Genomic DNA, 16,848 nt, shown 5'->3' with positions numbered 1-16,848 from the left:
GCAGTATACGCGGCTGGCCAGGAGATTTGCAGCGCCACACCCCACAACACCGACGAAGCCCTCAGAACCTTCACCCAAACCCCCTGTCAAACGCTTATCTCCCCATGTAGTACCCCATGATGTCGCGCCTCGTCGCTCTCCTGCTCCTGCTCTGCACCGGTCTGGCCCAGGCCGCCGCCCCCACCGTGCTGCACCGCCCCATCGACCTGGACACCGGCCAGGGCGTGCTGCATGGCAGCCTGCTGCTGCCGCAGCAAGCGACGCCACCACCGGTGGTGCTGATCATCGCTGGCTCCGGCCCGACCGACCGCAATGGCAACAACCCTGGCGCCGGGCGGGTCGACAACCTCAAGCGTCTGGCCTTGTTGCTGGCCGATGCGCACATCGCCAGCGTGCGCTACGACAAACGCGGCGTGGCCGCCAGTCAGCCGGCCACGCCCGACGAACGAAACCTCAGCGTCGAGCGCTATGTGGCCGACGTGGTCGCCTGGAGCCGCAAGCTCAAGGCCGACCCACGCTTCGGTCCGCTGATCCTGATCGGCCACAGCGAAGGCGCCCTGATCGCTACCCTGGCGGCTGAACAGGCTGGCGCCAGCGCGGTGATCACCCTGGCCGGCAGCGGTCGGCCGATGGCCGACGTGGTCCGCGAGCAACTGGCCGAACGCCTGCCGCCGGCGCAGTTGGCCAAGGGCAGCGCCCTGCTCGACCGCCTGCAGGCCGGGCAGACCAGCCTGGACGTGCCGGCACCGCTGCGCCAGGTGTTTCGCCCCAGCGTCCAGCCCTACCTGATCTCGTTGTTCCGGCAGAACCCGGCGCAGGCCTTCGCCCGTCTGCCGATGCCCGCGCTGATCATCCAGGGCCGCAACGACGTGCAAGTGGACGTGGCCGATGCCGAGCGCCTGAAGGCCGCCAAGCCCGATGCCCAGTTGGTGCTGATCGACGGCATGAACCACATGCTGCGCATCAGTCCCAAGGACATGAGCCAGCAGCGCGAAAGCTATTTCAATCCAGAGCTGCCACTGGCCCGGGAACTGGGCGAACGGGTGGTCGGGTTCATTCACGGCTTACCGGCAACTTGAGCTCAAACTTCAGTCAAGGCTGCCGATAAGGCAGGTATCGGCGGTGATTGAGACCGCTTGCGGTCCATTCGCGGGGCAAGCCCGCTCCCACAGGCGCAATGCATAACCTGTCCTGTGGGAGCGGGCTTGCCCCGCGAATGGGCTGCACCGCAGCCCCTGTCGGCGCCCGCCCGTATCTGAGGAAACGCCCTGATGACCGAAGCCCCCGCCGCCGTAGAGCCGGCCGAAGAGCCGCAAACCCCGGACAGTGCCCCGCTGCCCTGGGACGACCTGACCGCCGAACACTTCCAGCTACTGCGCCTGGCCCCCTTACCCACCGACCGCAACAGCGGCGTACGGCCCTTGCGCTTCGTGCAGTTCGGGTATGCCGAGCGCAACGACAAGGCCCACAGCCTGCTGCGCATGGAAGTTCGCCTGCCCGGGCAGAAGACCCGCAAGGAACAGAACCAGCTCGACATACGCGTCGATCATGCCGAGCACCGCGTGTACATCGGCAGCGACAGCGGCCTGCAGCTGGAACCGCTCAACCGCGGCCTGGGCCGCTACATGCTGGCGCAAGCCGTGCACTGGCTGCAGCGCCGCTGGCCGCACTATCAGGTCGAGGGCATGGCGCTGCCAAGCAAGGACGCGCTGAACGAAGACTCACGCCTGCGCCGCGACCAGTTCCTGCGGGCGATCGGCATCGAGGTGGAATATGCCGACCCGCAGCACCTCAAGGGGCGCACGGTGGAGGCCACGGTCGGCCAGCTCAAGGGCGGCTGGAACAGCGAGAAAGTGCAGCGGCTGGACCTGCTCGATGCAGCGAACATGCTGCAGCAGGCGGACCAACAACTGATGGAGAAAGAAGCGCAACTGCGCGAACGGAACGAACGGGTGGCCAAGTATCAGCGCGAGGATACCGGTTTGCGATTCACCATCACCTGCCTGATCGCGTTCGTGTTGTTCCAGGTCGGGTTGTTCGTGTGGGTGGCGTTGCGGTAGGTCTGACGGCGCAGTTGTTGCGCCTGGGAGAACGAGCGCAGCGCGGGCGGCGCTCGATCTCCCAGGCGCTCGATATCTGAACGCGACGATCAAACCCGCGCCTTGAACAACTCTTGATGCTGGCGACACTGCTCGGCAGTCAGCATGAACACCCCATGCCCGCCCCGCTCGAACTCCAGCCAGGCAAAATCCACCTCCGGATACAGCGCCTCGACGTGAACCTGGCTGTTGCCCACCTCGACGATCATCAAGCCCTTCTCGGTCAGGTGATCGGCCGCCTCGGCGAGCATCCGTCGCACCAGGTCCAGGCCATCGTTGCCACAGGCCAGGCCCAGTTCCGGCTCGTGGTGATACTCGGCCGGCATGTCGCCAAAGTCCTCGGCATCGACATACGGCGGATTCGACAGGATCAGGTCGAAGCGCTGGCCCGGCAGCCCGGCGAAACCGTCGCCCTGCACGGTGTACACGCGCTCTTCCAGGCCATGACGTTCGATGTTCTGGTTGGCCACCTCGAGGGCTTGGAACGACAGGTCGGCCAACACCACCTCGGCCTCGGGGAAGACGTCGGCGGCGACGATACCGATGCAGCCGGAGCCGGTGCACAGGTCGAGAATGCGCGCCGGCTCGTTGGCCAGCCACGGCTCGAAGCGTTTCTCGATCAACTCGCCAATGGGCGAACGCGGCACCAGCACGCGCTCGTCGACCACGAACGACATACCGCAGAACCACGCCTCGCCCAGCAGGTAGGCGGTCGGCACGCGTTCTTCGATACGGCGCTTGAGCAGGTGTTGCAGGCGCACTCGCTCATCGTCCTCGAGTGCGCAGTCCAGGTAACTGTCGGCCACCTCCCAGGGCAGATGCACGGCGCCCAGGACCAGCAGGCGAGCTTCGTCCCAGGCATTGTCGGCACCGTGGCCGAAGAACAGATCGTGCTCGTGGAAGCGGCTGACTGCCCAGCGGATGTGGTCGCGCAGCGTGCGCAGACGGGATGTGATCACGGGGTACTCCTCTTTACAGACCGTACAAAAGTCTAACAGCCCCACCCGCACAAATGTTCCCCGCGATTCCCTGATACATAGCCACAGGCCAGTAACCACGCCAGTTTTGATGTCAACCATTCCCATTGACCTCAAGGCAGGGGACAATAGCGCTACAAAAGCCCTATCCAAGGAGCCCTTGATGTCCGTTCCAACCACGATGTTCCGCCTCACTGGCCGCGACTATCCGCCGGCCAAGCTGAGCCAAGCCAGCCTGATCATCATCGATGCGCAGAAGGAGTACCTGAGCGGTCCTCTGCAACTGTCGGGCATGGACGAGGCCGTGGCCAACATCGCCCGGTTGCTCGAGGCCGCTCGCAAGGCGGGCCGCCCGATCATCCATGTTCGCCACCTCGGCACGGTCGGTGGGCGCTTCGACCCGCAGGGTCCTGCAGGGGAGTTCATCCCCGGCCTGGAGCCGCACAGCGGCGAGATCGTCATCGAAAAACGCATGCCCAATGCATTCAAGAACACCCAGTTGCACGAGACGCTGCAGGGGCTCGGGCATCTGGACCTGATCGTCTGCGGTTTCATGAGCCATTCCAGCGTGAGCACCACCGTGCGCCGCGCCAAGGACTATGGTTATCGCTGTACCCTGGTGGAAGACGCCTCGGCGACTCGCGACCTGGCATTCAAGGATAGGGTGATCCCGGCCGCGCAGATCCACCAAGGTGAAATGGCCGTGATGGCCGACAACTTCGCCTGCGTCGCCCCCACCGCCAGTTTGATCTGAGCGCATACCGCCCGGCAGCCGGGCGGAACCGGAGAGCCCGCGCCAGGTCGAATTCCTGATGTCCAGAGAGGAAATCGGAATGAAGATCAAAGGCAGTTTCGACGCCAAGCGCCTGCGCCCGCGTGAACCGCGCAACTGGGGTGCACGCCTGGCGGCCGGCCTGTCCGCCCTGCTGGCAACGCTGGGCGTGCTGCTGGCCATGGCCGGCGTGTCTGGCCTGTTGGGCAACTACGAAGCCCTGGCCGACCTCAATGCCAACCGGCCGATGGCCGCGGTGGTGGCCGTGGTGGGCTTGCTGTTGCTGTACCTGGGTGTGCGCTTCTGGCGCCGGAGCCGCATCCGCCTGCGCCGCGGGCGCGAGCTGAATCTGTCGCCGCATTTGATGAAGAAACACGAGTGAGGCTTTTCGGTTCGCTGCTCAAAGGCCCCCGCCAAATGCCAGGCATGCGCCGTAGCTGTGGGAGCGGGCTTGCCCGCGAATAGGCCGGTACTGACGCCACAAGGCCATTAGCGTAAACTACGCCGCCCTAGCGGAGGCATCATGCAAGACGACGACTTTTCCCTCTTCCACGCCGAAGTGCGCGGCGTCAAGCCGATCAAGCACGACCGCGCCGATGTCGGCAAGCCCAAGGCTGACCGCAAGCAGCTCGCCGGCCTGCGCCAGGCGGCGACGGTGCGCAGCGACCAGACGCTGGTGATCGACGGCCTGTCCGACCAGTTCGTGATCGACGTGGGCGCCGAGGATGAGTTGATGTGGCGCCGTGACGGCGTACAGGAAACCCAGATACGCAAGCTCAAGCTCGGGCAGATTCCGTTCGAGGGCAGCCTCGACCTGCATGGCATGAGCGTGGAAAAAGCCCGCGAGACCTTGTGGGCGTTCATTGCCGAGGCGACCCAGCTCGAAGTACGCTGCGTGCGCGTGACCCACGGCAAGGCCGCACGCCTGGACGGCAAGCGGCCGATGATCAAGAGCCACGTCAACACGTGGCTGCGTCAGCACCCACAAGTGCTAGGGTTTACCTCGTGCCAGGCCCGCCATGGCGGCACTGGCGCGGTCTATGTGATGCTCAAGCGAACCATGATGGAAGGCCGCGACGAGTAGCGCCGCGCTTGCAGCGGCGCCATTGCCGCCGTACCCTTCTTTATTTGCGATTTTTCCCACAGGTAGATCAATGTCCCTGGAACAGAACTACACCGAGATCCTCAGCCAGATTGGCGAGGACGTCTCCCGTGAGGGCCTGCTCGACACGCCCAAGCGGGCTGCAAAGGCCATGAAGTACCTTTGCCGCGGTTACGAGCAGACGCTGGAAGAAGTCACCAACGGCGCGCTGTTCTCCTCCGACAACAGCGAGATGGTGCTGGTCCGGGACATCGAGCTTTACTCGATGTGCGAACACCACATGCTGCCGTTCATCGGCAAGGCCCACGTGGCCTACCTGCCGAAAGGCAAGGTACTGGGCCTGTCCAAGGTCGCGCGGATCGTCGACATGTTCGCCCGCCGCCTGCAGATCCAGGAAAACCTCAGCCGCCAGATCGCCGAGGCCGTGCAACAGGTCACCGGTGCCGCTGGCGTTGCCGTGGTCATCGAAGCCAAGCACATGTGCATGATGATGCGCGGTGTCGAGAAGCAGAATTCGACCATGCTCACCTCGGTGATGCTCGGCGAGTTCCGCGACAATCCTGCCACCCGCATGGAATTCCTCGGCCTGATCAAGTGATCGCCGCGTGACCCGAGCCGGCCCCCAGGGGTCGGCTTTTTCATTTCAGGAGTATGTTGCCAATGATCGTCAAAGCCCTACGGGTCGGCCTCGGCCAACTCATCGTGTTCGGCGACTGGATCAGCCGCCCGGCCAAGCGCAAGCGTGATGCCGCGGCCCAGGCACAGGTCGACCAGGCGGCCAAGGACCTGACGCTGTATCAGTTCCATGCCTGCCCGTTCTGCGTGAAGACCCGCCGTACCCTGCATCGGTTGAATGTACCGGTCGGGCTGCGGGATGCGAAGAACGACCCGGTGCACCGCCAGGCACTGCTGGAAGGCGGTGGTCGGGTGAAGGTGCCTTGCTTGCGGATCGAGGAGGAAGGCCAGGTGACCTGGATGTATGAGTCCAAGGACATCATTGCGTACCTGGACAAGCGGTTCGCGTAACCCTGATAAAATCGATCGTCTGCTTCGCGGGCAAGCCCGCTCCCACAGGGGCAGCACAGTATGTAGCAGCTGTGCGGTCCCTGTGGGAGCGGGCTTGCCCGCGAAGAGGCCAATACAGGATTACTCCACCATCGGCACATGCCGCGGATGGCTGGCCACCCTGGCCAACCAGGCCTGCACCGCCGGGTAATCCGCCAGATCGAACCCACCTTGATGCGCCACATGGGTGTAGGCATACAACGCCACATCGGCAATCGAATACTGGTCCCCCACCAGGTACGGCGTCATCTGCAACTGCCGCTCCATCACCTTCAACGCCTTGTAGCCGCCCTTGTGCAACTTGCGGTATTCGTCCACGCGCTCGTCCGGCAGCCCCAGATAGAACTGGATGAACCGCGCTACCGCGATGTAGGGCTCATGGCTGTACTGCTCGAAGAACTGCCATTGCAGCACCTGGGTGCGCAGGCGCGGCTCGCTGGGCAGGAACTCGCTGCCTTCGGCCAGGAAGTTGAGGATGGCATTGGACTCCCACAGGCAGGTACCGTCCTCCAGCTGCAACACCGGCACCTTGCCATTGGGGTTCATGGCCAGAAATTCCGGCGTTTGCGTCTCGCCCTTGAGTATGTCCACCGGCTGCCACTGACAAGGCTGACCCAACAAGGCGAGCATCAACTTGACCTTGTAGCAGTTGCCCGACTGGTAATCCCCATAAACCTTGTACATCACCCCTCCCCTCGTGCAGTTGCACAGCATTTGCCCAATAGTGGCAACTGTACGGCCAAAAGCAATACCTGCTGTATGGCAAAGATCACCTGCCCACGGGTTAGGCTGAAAAAACTGCTTACACCTCTACAAGGATTTTCCCATGACCGATGCCACCTCCGCTCGCCTGCGGCCTTTGGCAGACAGTTCCGCCTCGGCGGTGGTCGCCGGCTTCATCGCCATGCTCACCGGCTACACCAGTTCCCTGGTATTGATGTTCCAGGCCGGCCAGGCAGCAGGCCTGACCAGCGCGCAGATCTCTTCGTGGATCTGGGCGCTGTCGATCGGCATGGCGGTGTGCAGCATCGGCCTTTCCTTGCGTTACCGCACGCCGGTGACCGTGGCGTGGTCCACCCCCGGAGCGGCACTGTTGATCACCAGCCTGGGCGGGGTCAGCTACGGCGAGGCCATCGGCGCGTACATCACCTGCGCGGTGCTGGTGCTGATCTGCGGCCTGACCGGCAGTTTCGATCGCCTGGTCAAACGCATTCCAGCCTCCCTGGCCTCGGCATTGCTGGCCGGCATCCTGTTCAAGATCGGCAGCGAGATCTTCGTCGCCGCCCAGCACCGCACGGTGCTGGTACTGGGCATGTTCTTCAGCTACCTGCTGGTCAAGCGCCTGTCGCCACGTTATTGCGTGCTGGCCGCGCTGCTGGTGGGCACGGCGTTGTCGGGGGCCCTGGGCCTGCTCGACTTCAGTGGTTTCCACCTGGAGGTGGCCAAACCCGTGTGGACCACGCCGAGCTTCTCCCTGGCAGCGACCATCAGCATCGGCATACCGTTGTTCGTGGTGGCGATGACCTCGCAAAACATGCCAGGGGTGGCGGTGCTGCGAGCCGATGGCTACCAGGTCCCGGCCTCGCCGCTGATTTCCACCACTGGCCTGGCGTCGCTGCTGCTGGCGCCGTTCGGCGCGCACGGGGTCAACCTGGCGGCGATCAGTGCAGCGATCTGCACCGGCCCGCATGCCCATGAAGATCCGGCCAAGCGTTATACCGCCGCGGTCTGGTGCGGAATCTTCTACGGTGTCGCCGGCACGTTCGGCGCCACCCTCGCGGCGCTGTTCGCCGCACTGCCGAAAGAGCTGGTGCTGTCGATCGCCGCCCTGGCGCTATTCGGCTCGATCATGAACGGGCTGAGCGTGGCCATGAGCGCGGCCAGGGAGCGTGAGGCGGCGTTGATCACCTTCATGGTGACGGCGTCGGGGTTCACGCTGTTCTCGGTCGGTTCGGCGTTCTGGGGGATCGTGGCAGGGGTGCTGACCTTGCTGATTCTGAATCCGCGCCAAGCTTGACGCATCCGCACAAAGGCCAGCGCGCGTCCTGCGCGCTGGCACCGTTCACAGCCTGAAATGCCCTACCATGCCCTGCAAGTCGCTGCCCAAGCGCGCCAGTTCGACGCTGGAACGCGCATTGCCCGCCATCGCCAGCGCCGCCTGATCGGCACTGCCGCGGATATGGGTGACGCTGCGGCTGATTTCCTCGGCCACCGAGCTTTGCTGCTCCGCTGCAGCGGCAATCTGCTGGTTCATCTGCTGGATCAGCGACACCGCAGAGGCGATGCTGCCCAAGGCGCTCTCGGTCTGCAGTGCGTCAGCCACCGCCAGCCGCACCAGCTCGGTACTGCCACGGATCTGCGTCACCGATAGCTGGGCGTTGCCACGCAGGCTGGCCACCAGCTGCTCGATCTGCTCGGTGGACTGCCGGGTACGCCGAGCCAATGCCCGCACCTCATCGGCCACCACCGCGAAGCCACGCCCCTGCTCGCCCGCCCGCGCCGCCTCGATCGCCGCGTTGAGCGCTAGCAGGTTGGTCTGCTCGGCCACGCTCTTGATCACCTCCAAGACATCGCCAATGGTGTGGATCTCGGCGCTGAGGCTCTCGATACCGGCGCTGGCCGCCTCGGCAGCTTCGGCCAGTTGTTCGATACGCTGCATGCTCTGGCGCACCACCTGCTGACCGCTGTCGACCTTGTCGTCGGCGGCCTGGGCGGCCTCGGCAGCCTGCTCGGCATTGCGCGCCACATCGTGCACGGTGGCGGTCATCTGCTGCATGGCAGTGGCCACCTGCTCCGTTTCTTCCTTCTGGCTGCCGACTTCACGGTTGGTCTGCTCGGTCACCGCCGACAACGCCTGGGCATTGTCGGCCAATTGCTCGATACCTTGCTGCAAACCACTGACGATGCCTGCCAGCCCCTGCTCCATCTGCTGCATGGCCTGCATCAACTGACCCACTTCGTCACGCCGCGGCGCATGGGGCGGGTGCACCAGCTCCCCCGCCGCGATGCGCTGGGCGCGATCGATGACGCCCTTGAGCGGCAAGACCAGTGCCCGGGTGATCAGCCAGCCGGCCACTATCCCCACCAACAAGGCAAGCCCCGCACCCAGGGCGATGGCCAGGCTGTTGCGCGAGAGCTCCGCCTGCATGGCCTGCTGCTGCCCGGCGTAGGCCTGCTCGACGCGCTGGGTGACCTGACCGGCGCGGGCCTGCAATTGCGCCTTGAGGCCCTGCTCGCGGCCCAGCAGGTCGGTGTATTCATCGAGCTTCTCGGAGAACCCGGCAATGTGCCCGGCCACCTCGCCCAGCACACTGCGGTAGCCAGGGTCCGCGACCGCCGTCTTGAGCTGGTCGACCAGATTGGCGGCATCGACCGTTTGCGCAATGCGCTCCTGGCCCTCGCTCGGCTCGCCCTTGCGGCTCTTGTCCAGGCGCACCCGGGCCTCGTCCATGGCCTGCATCATCAGCCGCGATACCTGGCCGACCTGGGCGGCCTGTTCGAGGAACTCGCTGCCCTGCTGGCCTTGGGATTGCTTTAGGGTATAAACGCCATCGTCGGCCAGGCCGGCCTGGACCACATCGAGATTGCCGCCCATGCTGGTGACCGCCCAGCTGGCCGTGTCCAGCGCCAGCTCCTTGGCCTGGACCACGCCAACGAAGGCATCGAAGGCCTGGCCATAGGCGGCCAGGTCCGCTTGCACCCCGTCCAGCCCAGGCAAGCCCTGGACCCGCTCGACCAGATCCTTCAGGCCGCCACGCAAGGCCTCGGCCTGCTGGTTGTCGGAACGCAAGGCGAACGCTTGCTCATGCTCGCGCAAGCGCAGCAGGTCGGTGTTGAACTGAGACAGTTCGCGCAAGCCTTCGAAGCGCTGGGCCACACCCTGCAGCGCGGCGATGCCGATGGCTGCCACGGCCAGGGTCAACAACAACACCAGGGCAAAGCCCAAGCCGAGCTTGCGGGCCATGCCCAGGTTTGCCAACACACCGTGCCGGGTCGTGCCCATGGCGATCCCCCTTCAACTTGTCAGGCTTTGCCGAAAGGCCAAGAGTGGCAACAGCGCCCGCCAGGGACAAGGGCTTGGCGCCACGATAGTGTCAAATGAGTATCACCGTGTCGCTTTCAGCGAGATGAAGGTCGCCCTGTGTGCGGAAACAACGTCTGGGTGGCCGCAGCCTGCCAGTGGGCGACACGATTTGGCTGGTCACCTGTTCAGATGACGCTCGAGCATCATCAGGTCCGCAGTTGGGCTACCATGCTTGTCGGTGATATTAGGCACCGGCCAGCATCAACAAGGTAAATTGATCGAGTTTCCCTTGTCAGCCCTTTTCGAGGACACGCCATGACCCAGACCAACCGCCGCTTCCTGCTCAGCAAACGCCCCGTCGGCGCTGTACGCCGCGACGACTTCACCTTCGAGAACGCCCCCGTCGCCGAGCCAGCCGAGGGTCAGGTCCAGGTCCGTAACCTGTACCTGTCGCTGGACCCGGCCATGCGCGGTTGGATGAACGAAGGCAAGTCCTACATCCCACCGGTAGGACTGGGCGAGGTGATGCGTGCATTGGGCGTAGGCGAAGTCGTCGCCTCCAAGCACCCGGACTTCAACCCAGGCGATCACGTCAACGGCCCGCTGGGTGTGCAGGACTACTTCACCGGCGCCCCCCAGGGCCTGTATAAGATCGACCCCAAGCTCGCCCCCCTGCCCCGCTATCTGTCGGCCCTGGGCATGACCGGCATGACCGCCTACTTCGCGCTGCTGGAAGTCGGCCAGCCCAAGGCCGGTGAAACCGTGGTGATTTCCGGTGCCGCCGGTGCCGTGGGCAGCATTGTCGGGCAGATCGCCAAGATCAAAGGTTGCCGTGTGGTCGGTATCGCTGGCGGGGCGGAGAAATGCCAGTACCTCAAGGATGAATTGGGCTTCGACGGCGTGATCGACTACAAGGCCGAGGATGTGCTGGCCGGGTTGAAGCGCGAGTGCCCCAAGGGCGTGGATGTGTATTTCGACAACGTGGGCGGCGAGATTCTGGATGCGGTGCTGACGCGGATCAACTTCAAGGCACGGATCGTGATCTGCGGGGCCATCAGTCAGTACAACAACAAGGAAGCGGTCAAGGGTCCGGCCAACTATCTGGCGCTGCTGGTGAACCGGGCGCGGATGGAAGGGTTCGTGGTGATGGACCATGCCAAGGATTATGGCAAGGCGGCGCAGGAGATGGCTGGGTGGTTGGCCAGTGGGCAGGTGAAGAGCAAGGAGGATGTGGTGGAGGGCTTGGAGACCTTCCCTGAGACGTTGTTGAAGCTGTTCAGTGGCGAGAACTTTGGCAAGTTGGTGCTGAAGGTCTGACCACTTCCTCAAGCCCGACGCAGCCCCCTGTGGGAGCGGCCTTGTGCCGCGAAGGGCTGCGCAGCAACCCCAGATCTAAAGCCCCGAAAACCTCGCTCCTGCAGGATCATCAGGCGGAAAATACGCCGCCGAATCCTGTAGGACCAGGGCGCCGAGCCGCCGCGAACACGGGCGGAGCCTGTGCCATTCAGCGAGGTGTCTGCTTCGCTACGTTCCGCTGCTGGCTTTACGCCCGCTTCCGCCTCAGCCATCATACCCGCGCCCTGATTCTGCCAACCGACGCAGCCGCAGTCACCCACCGGAATTGCACCTTGAAATTCGACCAACTTCTCGAATGTTGGCGCCTGGAAATTTCCAATAAGAAAAAACCTGGCCGCCGTACCAGCCTGTTTTTCAACGTGATCAAACGAGCGCGCAAGTACAACGTGCTGCGCTACCTGTTCATGTTCCGCCTCGCCCAGTATCTCAATGCCAAAGGCGGTCTGCGCCGGGCCTACGCTCGACGCCTGAATCAACGGTTGAATCGCAGGTATGCCGTGGATATCGGTCTGGACGCCTGCATCGGCCCAGGCCTGCGCATTGCTCATCTGCCAGGGGTCGTCATCAGCGGGTATGCCCAGATTGGCAGAAGCTTCTTCATTCGCCAGAACTGCACGGTGGGCATCAAGACGCTTGGTCAAGAACACTACTCATTGGTCATCGGCGATAACGTCAGCCTGGGCGCCAACAGCTGCATCATTGCCGACCAGTTGAAGATCGGCAACAACGTCACCATTGGCGCAATGTCGCTGGTGAACAAAGACATCCCTGACGACTGCGTGTTCTACAACCAGCGCACCGCCACTTGCATGCAGAAGTGATCAGCGCCCAGTGCAGTTCAAGCCTTCGGGAAGATGAGTGATTCCGCCTCGCCGATAGTCACCTTGGGAATCACGGACTCCGGGATTCGGGAAGTTGCCGACAGGTTGTAAACCGCGAAACGCTCATCGACCACGCGCTCGGCCATCAACTTGAGTGCTGGCAGGATGCGCCGTTCATAAGCCTCATCCAGCCCACAAGGCGAAACGGCGCGCCCGGCCGTTTCATAGAACCGCCCTGCCGCCTGATCGAGATCCACGCCAACCAGAAACACTTGGTTGAAGCCCAGGTGATAGGCGATCTGCAGCGCGACGTAGGCCACGGTGCGGGCATCGAAGTACCCTCGGGAAAGATCCTTGCTAAAACCCAGAGTGCGCGAACGGTGATCCCAGAAGGCACGGCTACGCACCAAGTCCGGGTCTGGGTTGAAGGCGGCCTCGTAGACGCTCGAGCGGCTAGCCTTCACCAGTGGGTAAAGTTCCGCATCGGTTGAGGATGGAACGGCTTGTATTTGATCCGGCCATAACGCAACACGCTCACTCAGCCGAAGTGCGTGCGCGTAGAGATCAGGTTGCTGAATGGGAAAGCCCGTATCGGTGCAAACATAGAAATACGGATTGATAGCGTGATCATGAAACATCGAGATCGCGCCGTTGAGCGTGATCATGGGGATATCGGCAAAACGCTGAAGGGGAAAATCTTTCGCAGAGCTCCCCGAAGCCACAATGAATACAGGCCCCTGCGCAATATCGCGGCAGCTTGAAAAATCCCTGACCGAGCTTTGCCGGGCGGGCGTTCTGATGCTAACTGCTTCCACTCTACCTCCACCAAGTTCTGCGCGGGCGGGAGTATACAGACTTCCGACAAGCGTTGTTCGCGCTTTTCCCACATTGTCCCCACACCTGCTCGTGCAACGCCAGAGGCGCGAATCGACCTGCTTTCAAATTTTTTACTTCTACAAATCAATGAGATATCTCGACTACTTTGCCAGAATAATAGCATTGCGCCTTCATTGTTCAGCCGTTATATTCCTCGCCGCCCGTCGGCCAGGACGCTTTACGCGCCTTTCGATGTATGACCTCTCGGTTGCAGCAATTGCACCCCGTATAGAACTGGACCCACGCGCCCGGCGCGTAGCCATCCCTGGAAGGACAATCAGAACAATGAAGCCGATCAGACTTTTCTGGTGCCGTGGCAGTGGCCGTGACAATGCCGCCCAACAGAATTTCGGTGACTACCTGTCTGCCGACATCGTGGAGTTCGTCTCCGGCCGCAAAGTGGAGCACGCGTCGATTCGGCGTGCGGACATGATCGCCATCGGCAGCGTCCTGGGGCGGGAAAAGAAGGCCAAGACCTGGGGTTTCCCGCGCAAGCTGCATATCTGGGGCACCGGCTCTGGCAACCCAGACGATGTATTCTCTGGCCGGCATCACTTTCATGCGGTACGCGGTACCAAGTGCCTGAGCCAGATTCGCGGAAAAAAAGTCAAACCCGTACTGGGCGATCCGGGGCTGCTGTCGGCTTCGCTGGTGAACAAGCCGATCGACAAGTGCATCCGCGTCGGCCTGATTCCGCATATTCGTGATCGAAAGAACACGCGAATGGCTGAACTGTTGACCAGGATCCCCGGCGCTAAGGTGATCGACGTCTATTCGCCCGTGAAACAAGTACTGGCCGAGATCGCCTCTTGCGATTTCGTGCTGTCGACCAGCCTGCACGGACTGATCGTCGCGGACTCCTATGGCGTGCCGAACCAGTGGCTATCAACGAATCGCTGCCCTCGGTGGGAATACAAGTTCCAGGACTACTACACCAGCTTTGGCATCGATAACCCAGCGCCGCTGACGGTTGATGAGATATTGCTGGATCAGTCGTGGACGATCGATGCTGCCTTGCAAGCGTATGCTCGACCGGGGCTGGATGACATGAAACAAGCGCTGGTGAAGGCTTTCCCTGATTTCTGAGTACGTCTTGCGATTTCTATCAATGCGGCGCGGGCAGAGTGCGTTATCCGTAGGACTTTTCCGAACCTGCAACCGGATGCTTCAAAACAAAGCAGGTTCGGAACTATCCTACGCTCACCGCAGAAGTTTCATTGTTGTCGGGCCAATACCCCAGGAATAACGTTCCTAGGTCACCAGTTGATGGTGGCCGGGTGTGAGAAACCCGACGAACAAATGGCGGTACCGTTATGGCGGTCGTGTGCGGGCAGACTTCGGTCTGGCCGAGGTTTGCCTTTGTTCTCGGTTTTCTCACCCCGCGCATGGCCGCCACCCAAAACCCGTGAGAAAAGTTGAAGTGGTGGCTCCTTTCACAACAAAGGTGCCCTATGAAAAAGAAAATCGTACCCGACCCTCCAGTCGATCGCTCCCCCCGTTACACAGTTCCCGCCCACATCACCCGCGAAGATGCCATATTCTCTGCCAGCAGGCTCATGGAGAGCTTCACTCACGCCAGTAACCGGTATCTGAACGCAGAGACCGAGGAACATGCCAAGGCCGCCCTCAATGACATGACGATCTCCAGCGATTTGTTGGCTGCGGTGCTCACCCACCTTCACACACTGGAAGGTAGCCAATGAAGGCTATTCTCGGCACCCGCTCCACCGCAGGCCAAACCACGTTTTCCGAGTTGTACGCAGTACGTCCAGGTATTCCCCTCGACCATGCGTTTTCGGAGCTCTCCGCCCTCCTGGGCTGCATCGAGCATTTGACCGAGGAGGCGGAAATGGAGAGTAACCTGATCGCGGGCAGCGCGGCGCGCATGCTCAGCGCCATGGCCAAGGCGCTGATCAACGACATGGAGATTGGCTTGAACTGCGGTGGTTGATCCACACCGAAGCGGCGCAACCGGCAATAAAAAGGGCCGGCATCAAAATGCCGGCCCTCCTTCACGCCATCGTCAAGGCGACGATTAACCGCGAATCTCTGCCACCACTGCTGCCAATGCTTGAGCCGGATCCGCCGCCTGGCTGATCGGCCGACCAATCACCAAGTAGTCAGAACCTGCATCCAGCGCCTGACGCGGCGTCAGGATACGACGTTGATCGTCCTGAGCACTGCCTGCCGGACGAATACCAGGTGTCACCAACTGTAGCGCAGGATGCGCAGCTTTCAGCGCAGGCGCTTCGAGCGCCGAGCACACCAGGCCGTCCATCCCCGCCTTCTCAGCCAGTGCCGCCAAACGCAGCACCTGCTCCTGCGGATCGACATCCAGACCGATACCAGCCAAGTCCTCACGCTCCATGCTGGTCAGCACGGTCACGCCGATCAGCAAAGGCTGCGGGCCGGAACGCTTGGCCAGGACCTCACGGCAGGCCGACATCATGCGCAGGCCACCAGAGCAATGCACGTTGACCATCCAAACACCCATCTCGGCTGCAGCCTTCACCGCCATGGCCGTGGTGTTGGGAATATCGTGGAACTTGAGATCCAGGAACACTTCGAAGCCCTTTTCGCACAAGGTTTCGACGATACCCGAGGCGCTACTGGTGAACAGTTCCTTACCGACCTTCACCCGGCACAGGGCTGGGTCGAGCTGGTCAGCCAGCTTCAGGGCTGCGTCACGGGTGGGGAAATCGAGGGCGACGATCAGGGGCGTCTGGCAGGCGGACATGGGCGGGTCTCTTGGCAAGTCTTGAACGGCGCGCATTGTAAACGAAGTGGGCCGGGGTTTGGGGGCCGTGGGTCATCGGAATTGGCCTGGCATCGCGCCACTCCTATAATTGAACCAATGGACCGGGTAATTGCTCAAAAATTGTACAAGCGACGCCTGACAGCTCTAAGGAGAATGACAATGCCCTGGTATGCATGGCTGATACTCATCATAGCCCTTGGCTCCATCGTCGGTGGGCTGATGATGTTGCGGGATACGGCGAAGAAGCTGCCGTTGACTGAGGAGCAACTGCGTAAGGTGCATGAGCGGAATGCCGAGGCGGATGCCAAGGATGCGCAGGATCGTTAGACGCGATGAAATGGCGTCGGGGCAGGTCGTGCCCTGCCCCGGCCAGTTGGGTTACTCCACTACCAGTTTGCCTCGATTCCGCTCCAGCAAGGCGTTGCCTATTCCCTTGATTTCCAAAAGTTCATCGACTGAGGCGAAGGGGCCGTTGGCGTCGCGGTAGGCGACGATGGCCTCGGCTTTGGTTTTGCCGATTCCGGCTAACTCCTGTTGCAACGTGAAGGCGTCGGCGGTGTTCAGGTTCAGAAGGCTGGCGGGGGTTTGGGCTTGGCTGACCGCTGGCGCTGGGTCGCTCGGGAGGCTCGTGGTCGTAGGGGCAGCACTGAGGTTGAACGACAGGCTGGCGAACAGGGGAAGCAGAAGGTGTTTGAGGGTGGATTTACGCATTAGGGGTCACTCCTGTGAGGTTGGGTTGAAAGCAGCAGCTCCTTGGCTGCTTTTTCAAGCTAGCGGGTCACGGAGGATTCGCCTAGCTTCTGCGGATGAGTAATAGTTACTAAATTAAACGTGAACGTTCTTATCTGTATGCAGGGGAAAATCAACCTACAGGAGGGTGTCAGAAATTTTGTGTTCGGGCATAACATGAGTAAGAGGTGCATGTATGCCAACCAAAAAGAAACCCCTGCGTGACCTGCCCAAAATCCCCAAAGAACTGCTGGAGCAGTTCGGTGAGG

20 protein-coding genes and 1 pseudogene are annotated in these 16,848 nt (G+C 62.2%); 14 read left to right on the top strand and 7 right to left on the bottom strand.

What is annotated here, in order from left to right:
* The first annotated feature begins 116 nt into the window (after positions 1-116).
* Positions 117-1,079, top strand: a complete 963-nt coding sequence (locus tag KY379_RS00100; protein WP_133330887.1) for an alpha/beta hydrolase — start codon at positions 117-119, stop codon at positions 1,077-1,079.
* Between the two features lie 192 nt (positions 1,080-1,271).
* The gene (locus KY379_RS00095; RefSeq protein ID WP_261240211.1) at positions 1,272-2,060 is read left to right on the top strand and encodes a hypothetical protein; all 789 of its coding nucleotides are present in this window, start codon (positions 1,272-1,274) and stop codon (positions 2,058-2,060) included.
* An 89-nt stretch (positions 2,061-2,149) separates the two neighbouring features.
* On the opposite strand, the gene prmB is transcribed toward KY379_RS00095, so the two are convergent.
* A complete protein-coding gene (gene prmB, locus KY379_RS00090) occupies positions 2,150-3,058 on the bottom strand; it encodes a 50S ribosomal protein L3 N(5)-glutamine methyltransferase (RefSeq protein ID WP_133330891.1) in 909 nt (302 codons plus the stop codon).
* A 181-nt stretch (positions 3,059-3,239) separates the two neighbouring features.
* Here prmB and KY379_RS00085 point away from each other — a divergent pair, with 181 nt between their 5' ends.
* From KY379_RS00085 to KY379_RS00065, 5 genes are all read left to right on the top strand, one after another.
* Positions 3,240-3,830 (top strand): cysteine hydrolase family protein, encoded by a 591-nt coding sequence (locus KY379_RS00085; RefSeq protein ID WP_133330893.1) that lies wholly within the window; start codon positions 3,240-3,242, stop codon positions 3,828-3,830.
* A 79-nt stretch (positions 3,831-3,909) separates the two neighbouring features.
* Positions 3,910-4,230: a hypothetical protein gene (locus tag KY379_RS00080; protein ID WP_261240208.1), complete on the top strand. Its 321-nt coding sequence runs from the start codon at positions 3,910-3,912 to the stop codon at positions 4,228-4,230.
* 141 nt (positions 4,231-4,371) lie between these two features.
* Positions 4,372-4,932: a Smr/MutS family protein gene (locus tag KY379_RS00075; RefSeq protein ID WP_133330897.1), complete on the top strand. Its 561-nt coding sequence runs from the start codon at positions 4,372-4,374 to the stop codon at positions 4,930-4,932.
* Between the two features lie 70 nt (positions 4,933-5,002).
* Positions 5,003-5,548, top strand: a complete 546-nt coding sequence (gene folE / locus KY379_RS00070) for a GTP cyclohydrolase I FolE (protein ID WP_133330899.1) — start codon at positions 5,003-5,005, stop codon at positions 5,546-5,548.
* Between the two features lie 62 nt (positions 5,549-5,610).
* Positions 5,611-5,976: a glutaredoxin family protein gene (locus tag KY379_RS00065; protein ID WP_133330901.1), complete on the top strand. Its 366-nt coding sequence runs from the start codon at positions 5,611-5,613 to the stop codon at positions 5,974-5,976.
* A gap of 120 nt (positions 5,977-6,096) precedes the next feature.
* Here the strand turns inward: KY379_RS00065 and KY379_RS00060 are convergent, their stop codons facing one another.
* Entirely contained in the window at positions 6,097-6,699 is a 603-nt protein-coding gene (locus tag KY379_RS00060) for a glutathione S-transferase family protein (protein WP_133330903.1), read from the bottom strand.
* Between the two features lie 142 nt (positions 6,700-6,841).
* Here KY379_RS00060 and KY379_RS00055 point away from each other — a divergent pair, with 142 nt between their 5' ends.
* Entirely contained in the window at positions 6,842-8,032 is a 1,191-nt protein-coding gene (locus KY379_RS00055) for a benzoate/H(+) symporter BenE family transporter (RefSeq protein ID WP_133330905.1), read from the top strand.
* A 45-nt stretch (positions 8,033-8,077) separates the two neighbouring features.
* Here the strand turns inward: KY379_RS00055 and KY379_RS27320 are convergent, their stop codons facing one another.
* Both KY379_RS27320 and KY379_RS27315 read right to left on the bottom strand, forming a co-directional pair.
* A complete protein-coding gene (locus KY379_RS27320; protein WP_397466358.1) occupies positions 8,078-8,782 on the bottom strand; it encodes a methyl-accepting chemotaxis protein in 705 nt (234 codons plus the stop codon).
* Positions 8,783-8,998: 216 nt separating this feature from the next.
* Positions 8,999-9,163 (bottom strand): annotated as a pseudogene (locus KY379_RS27315) (hypothetical protein); the annotation flags it as partial.
* 1,191 nt (positions 9,164-10,354) lie between these two features.
* On the opposite strand from KY379_RS27315, the gene KY379_RS00045 reads away from it, so the two are divergent.
* Positions 10,355-11,356 carry an NADP-dependent oxidoreductase gene (locus KY379_RS00045; protein WP_261240204.1) on the top strand — a complete coding sequence of 334 codons (1,002 nt, stop codon included), beginning with the start codon at positions 10,355-10,357 and terminating at the stop codon, positions 11,354-11,356.
* Between the two features lie 311 nt (positions 11,357-11,667).
* Positions 11,668-12,216, top strand: a complete 549-nt coding sequence (locus KY379_RS00040; protein ID WP_196174226.1) for a serine acetyltransferase — start codon at positions 11,668-11,670, stop codon at positions 12,214-12,216.
* Between the two features lie 17 nt (positions 12,217-12,233).
* On the opposite strand, the gene KY379_RS00035 is transcribed toward KY379_RS00040, so the two are convergent.
* Entirely contained in the window at positions 12,234-13,031 is a 798-nt protein-coding gene (locus KY379_RS00035) for a lipopolysaccharide biosynthesis protein (protein WP_261240203.1), read from the bottom strand.
* Between the two features lie 346 nt (positions 13,032-13,377).
* Here KY379_RS00035 and KY379_RS00030 point away from each other — a divergent pair, with 346 nt between their 5' ends.
* From KY379_RS00030 to KY379_RS00020, 3 genes are all read left to right on the top strand, one after another.
* Positions 13,378-14,178 carry a polysaccharide pyruvyl transferase family protein gene (locus KY379_RS00030; protein ID WP_261240201.1) on the top strand — a complete coding sequence of 267 codons (801 nt, stop codon included), beginning with the start codon at positions 13,378-13,380 and terminating at the stop codon, positions 14,176-14,178.
* A gap of 365 nt (positions 14,179-14,543) precedes the next feature.
* Complete coding sequence (locus KY379_RS00025; protein WP_261240199.1) at positions 14,544-14,795, top strand: hypothetical protein; 252 nt, start codon at positions 14,544-14,546, stop codon at positions 14,793-14,795.
* Complete coding sequence (locus tag KY379_RS00020) at positions 14,792-15,043, top strand: DUF3077 domain-containing protein (RefSeq protein WP_133330919.1); 252 nt, start codon at positions 14,792-14,794, stop codon at positions 15,041-15,043. The genes KY379_RS00025 and KY379_RS00020 overlap by 4 nt, the downstream gene beginning before the upstream one ends.
* A gap of 84 nt (positions 15,044-15,127) precedes the next feature.
* On the opposite strand, the gene pyrF is transcribed toward KY379_RS00020, so the two are convergent.
* A complete protein-coding gene (gene pyrF, locus KY379_RS00015) occupies positions 15,128-15,829 on the bottom strand; it encodes an orotidine-5'-phosphate decarboxylase (protein ID WP_133330921.1) in 702 nt (233 codons plus the stop codon).
* Between the two features lie 180 nt (positions 15,830-16,009).
* On the opposite strand from pyrF, the gene KY379_RS00010 reads away from it, so the two are divergent.
* On the top strand, positions 16,010-16,177 hold the full coding sequence (locus KY379_RS00010) for a DUF2897 family protein (protein ID WP_003252762.1): 168 nt from the start codon (positions 16,010-16,012) through the stop codon (positions 16,175-16,177).
* Positions 16,178-16,228: 51 nt separating this feature from the next.
* Here KY379_RS00010 and KY379_RS00005 read toward each other — a convergent pair whose 3' ends face one another.
* Positions 16,229-16,561: a ComEA family DNA-binding protein gene (locus tag KY379_RS00005; protein WP_261240196.1), complete on the bottom strand. Its 333-nt coding sequence runs from the start codon at positions 16,559-16,561 to the stop codon at positions 16,229-16,231.
* Positions 16,562-16,848: the final 287 nt, after the last annotated feature.

It is taken from the genome of Pseudomonas sp. HD6422 (assembly GCF_025377065.1).
Taxonomy (GTDB): domain Bacteria; phylum Pseudomonadota; class Gammaproteobacteria; order Pseudomonadales; family Pseudomonadaceae; genus Aquipseudomonas; species Aquipseudomonas putida_U.
The sequence above is the reverse complement of the archived record's forward strand: the minus strand, read 5'-3'. Positions and strand labels throughout refer to the sequence as shown.

Bases quoted from the DNA above. Each gene is read 5' to 3' on its own strand.
- KY379_RS00055 (WP_133330905.1), top strand. From the start codon at position 6,842: ATGACCGATGCCACCTCCGCTCGCCTGCGGCCTTTGGCAGACAGTTCC.
- KY379_RS00005 (WP_261240196.1), bottom strand. From the start codon at position 16,561: ATGCGTAAATCCACCCTCAAACACCTTCTGCTTCCCCTGTTCGCCAGC.
- KY379_RS00100 (WP_133330887.1), top strand. From the start codon at position 117: ATGATGTCGCGCCTCGTCGCTCTCCTGCTCCTGCTCTGCACCGGTCTG.
- pyrF (WP_133330921.1), bottom strand. From the start codon at position 15,829: ATGTCCGCCTGCCAGACGCCCCTGATCGTCGCCCTCGATTTCCCCACC.
- KY379_RS00080 (WP_261240208.1), top strand. From the start codon at position 3,910: ATGAAGATCAAAGGCAGTTTCGACGCCAAGCGCCTGCGCCCGCGTGAA.
- KY379_RS00020 (WP_133330919.1), top strand. From the start codon at position 14,792: ATGAAGGCTATTCTCGGCACCCGCTCCACCGCAGGCCAAACCACGTTT.
- KY379_RS00030 (WP_261240201.1), top strand. From the start codon at position 13,378: ATGAAGCCGATCAGACTTTTCTGGTGCCGTGGCAGTGGCCGTGACAAT.
- KY379_RS00075 (WP_133330897.1), top strand. From the start codon at position 4,372: ATGCAAGACGACGACTTTTCCCTCTTCCACGCCGAAGTGCGCGGCGTC.
- KY379_RS00060 (WP_133330903.1), bottom strand. From the start codon at position 6,699: ATGTACAAGGTTTATGGGGATTACCAGTCGGGCAACTGCTACAAGGTC.
- KY379_RS00025 (WP_261240199.1), top strand. From the start codon at position 14,544: ATGAAAAAGAAAATCGTACCCGACCCTCCAGTCGATCGCTCCCCCCGT.
- KY379_RS00095 (WP_261240211.1), top strand. From the start codon at position 1,272: ATGACCGAAGCCCCCGCCGCCGTAGAGCCGGCCGAAGAGCCGCAAACC.
- KY379_RS00045 (WP_261240204.1), top strand. From the start codon at position 10,355: ATGACCCAGACCAACCGCCGCTTCCTGCTCAGCAAACGCCCCGTCGGC.
- KY379_RS27320 (WP_397466358.1), bottom strand. From the start codon at position 8,782: ATGACCGCCACCGTGCACGATGTGGCGCGCAATGCCGAGCAGGCTGCC.
- folE (WP_133330899.1), top strand. From the start codon at position 5,003: ATGTCCCTGGAACAGAACTACACCGAGATCCTCAGCCAGATTGGCGAG.
- KY379_RS00085 (WP_133330893.1), top strand. From the start codon at position 3,240: ATGTCCGTTCCAACCACGATGTTCCGCCTCACTGGCCGCGACTATCCG.
- KY379_RS00065 (WP_133330901.1), top strand. From the start codon at position 5,611: ATGATCGTCAAAGCCCTACGGGTCGGCCTCGGCCAACTCATCGTGTTC.
- KY379_RS00010 (WP_003252762.1), top strand. From the start codon at position 16,010: ATGCCCTGGTATGCATGGCTGATACTCATCATAGCCCTTGGCTCCATC.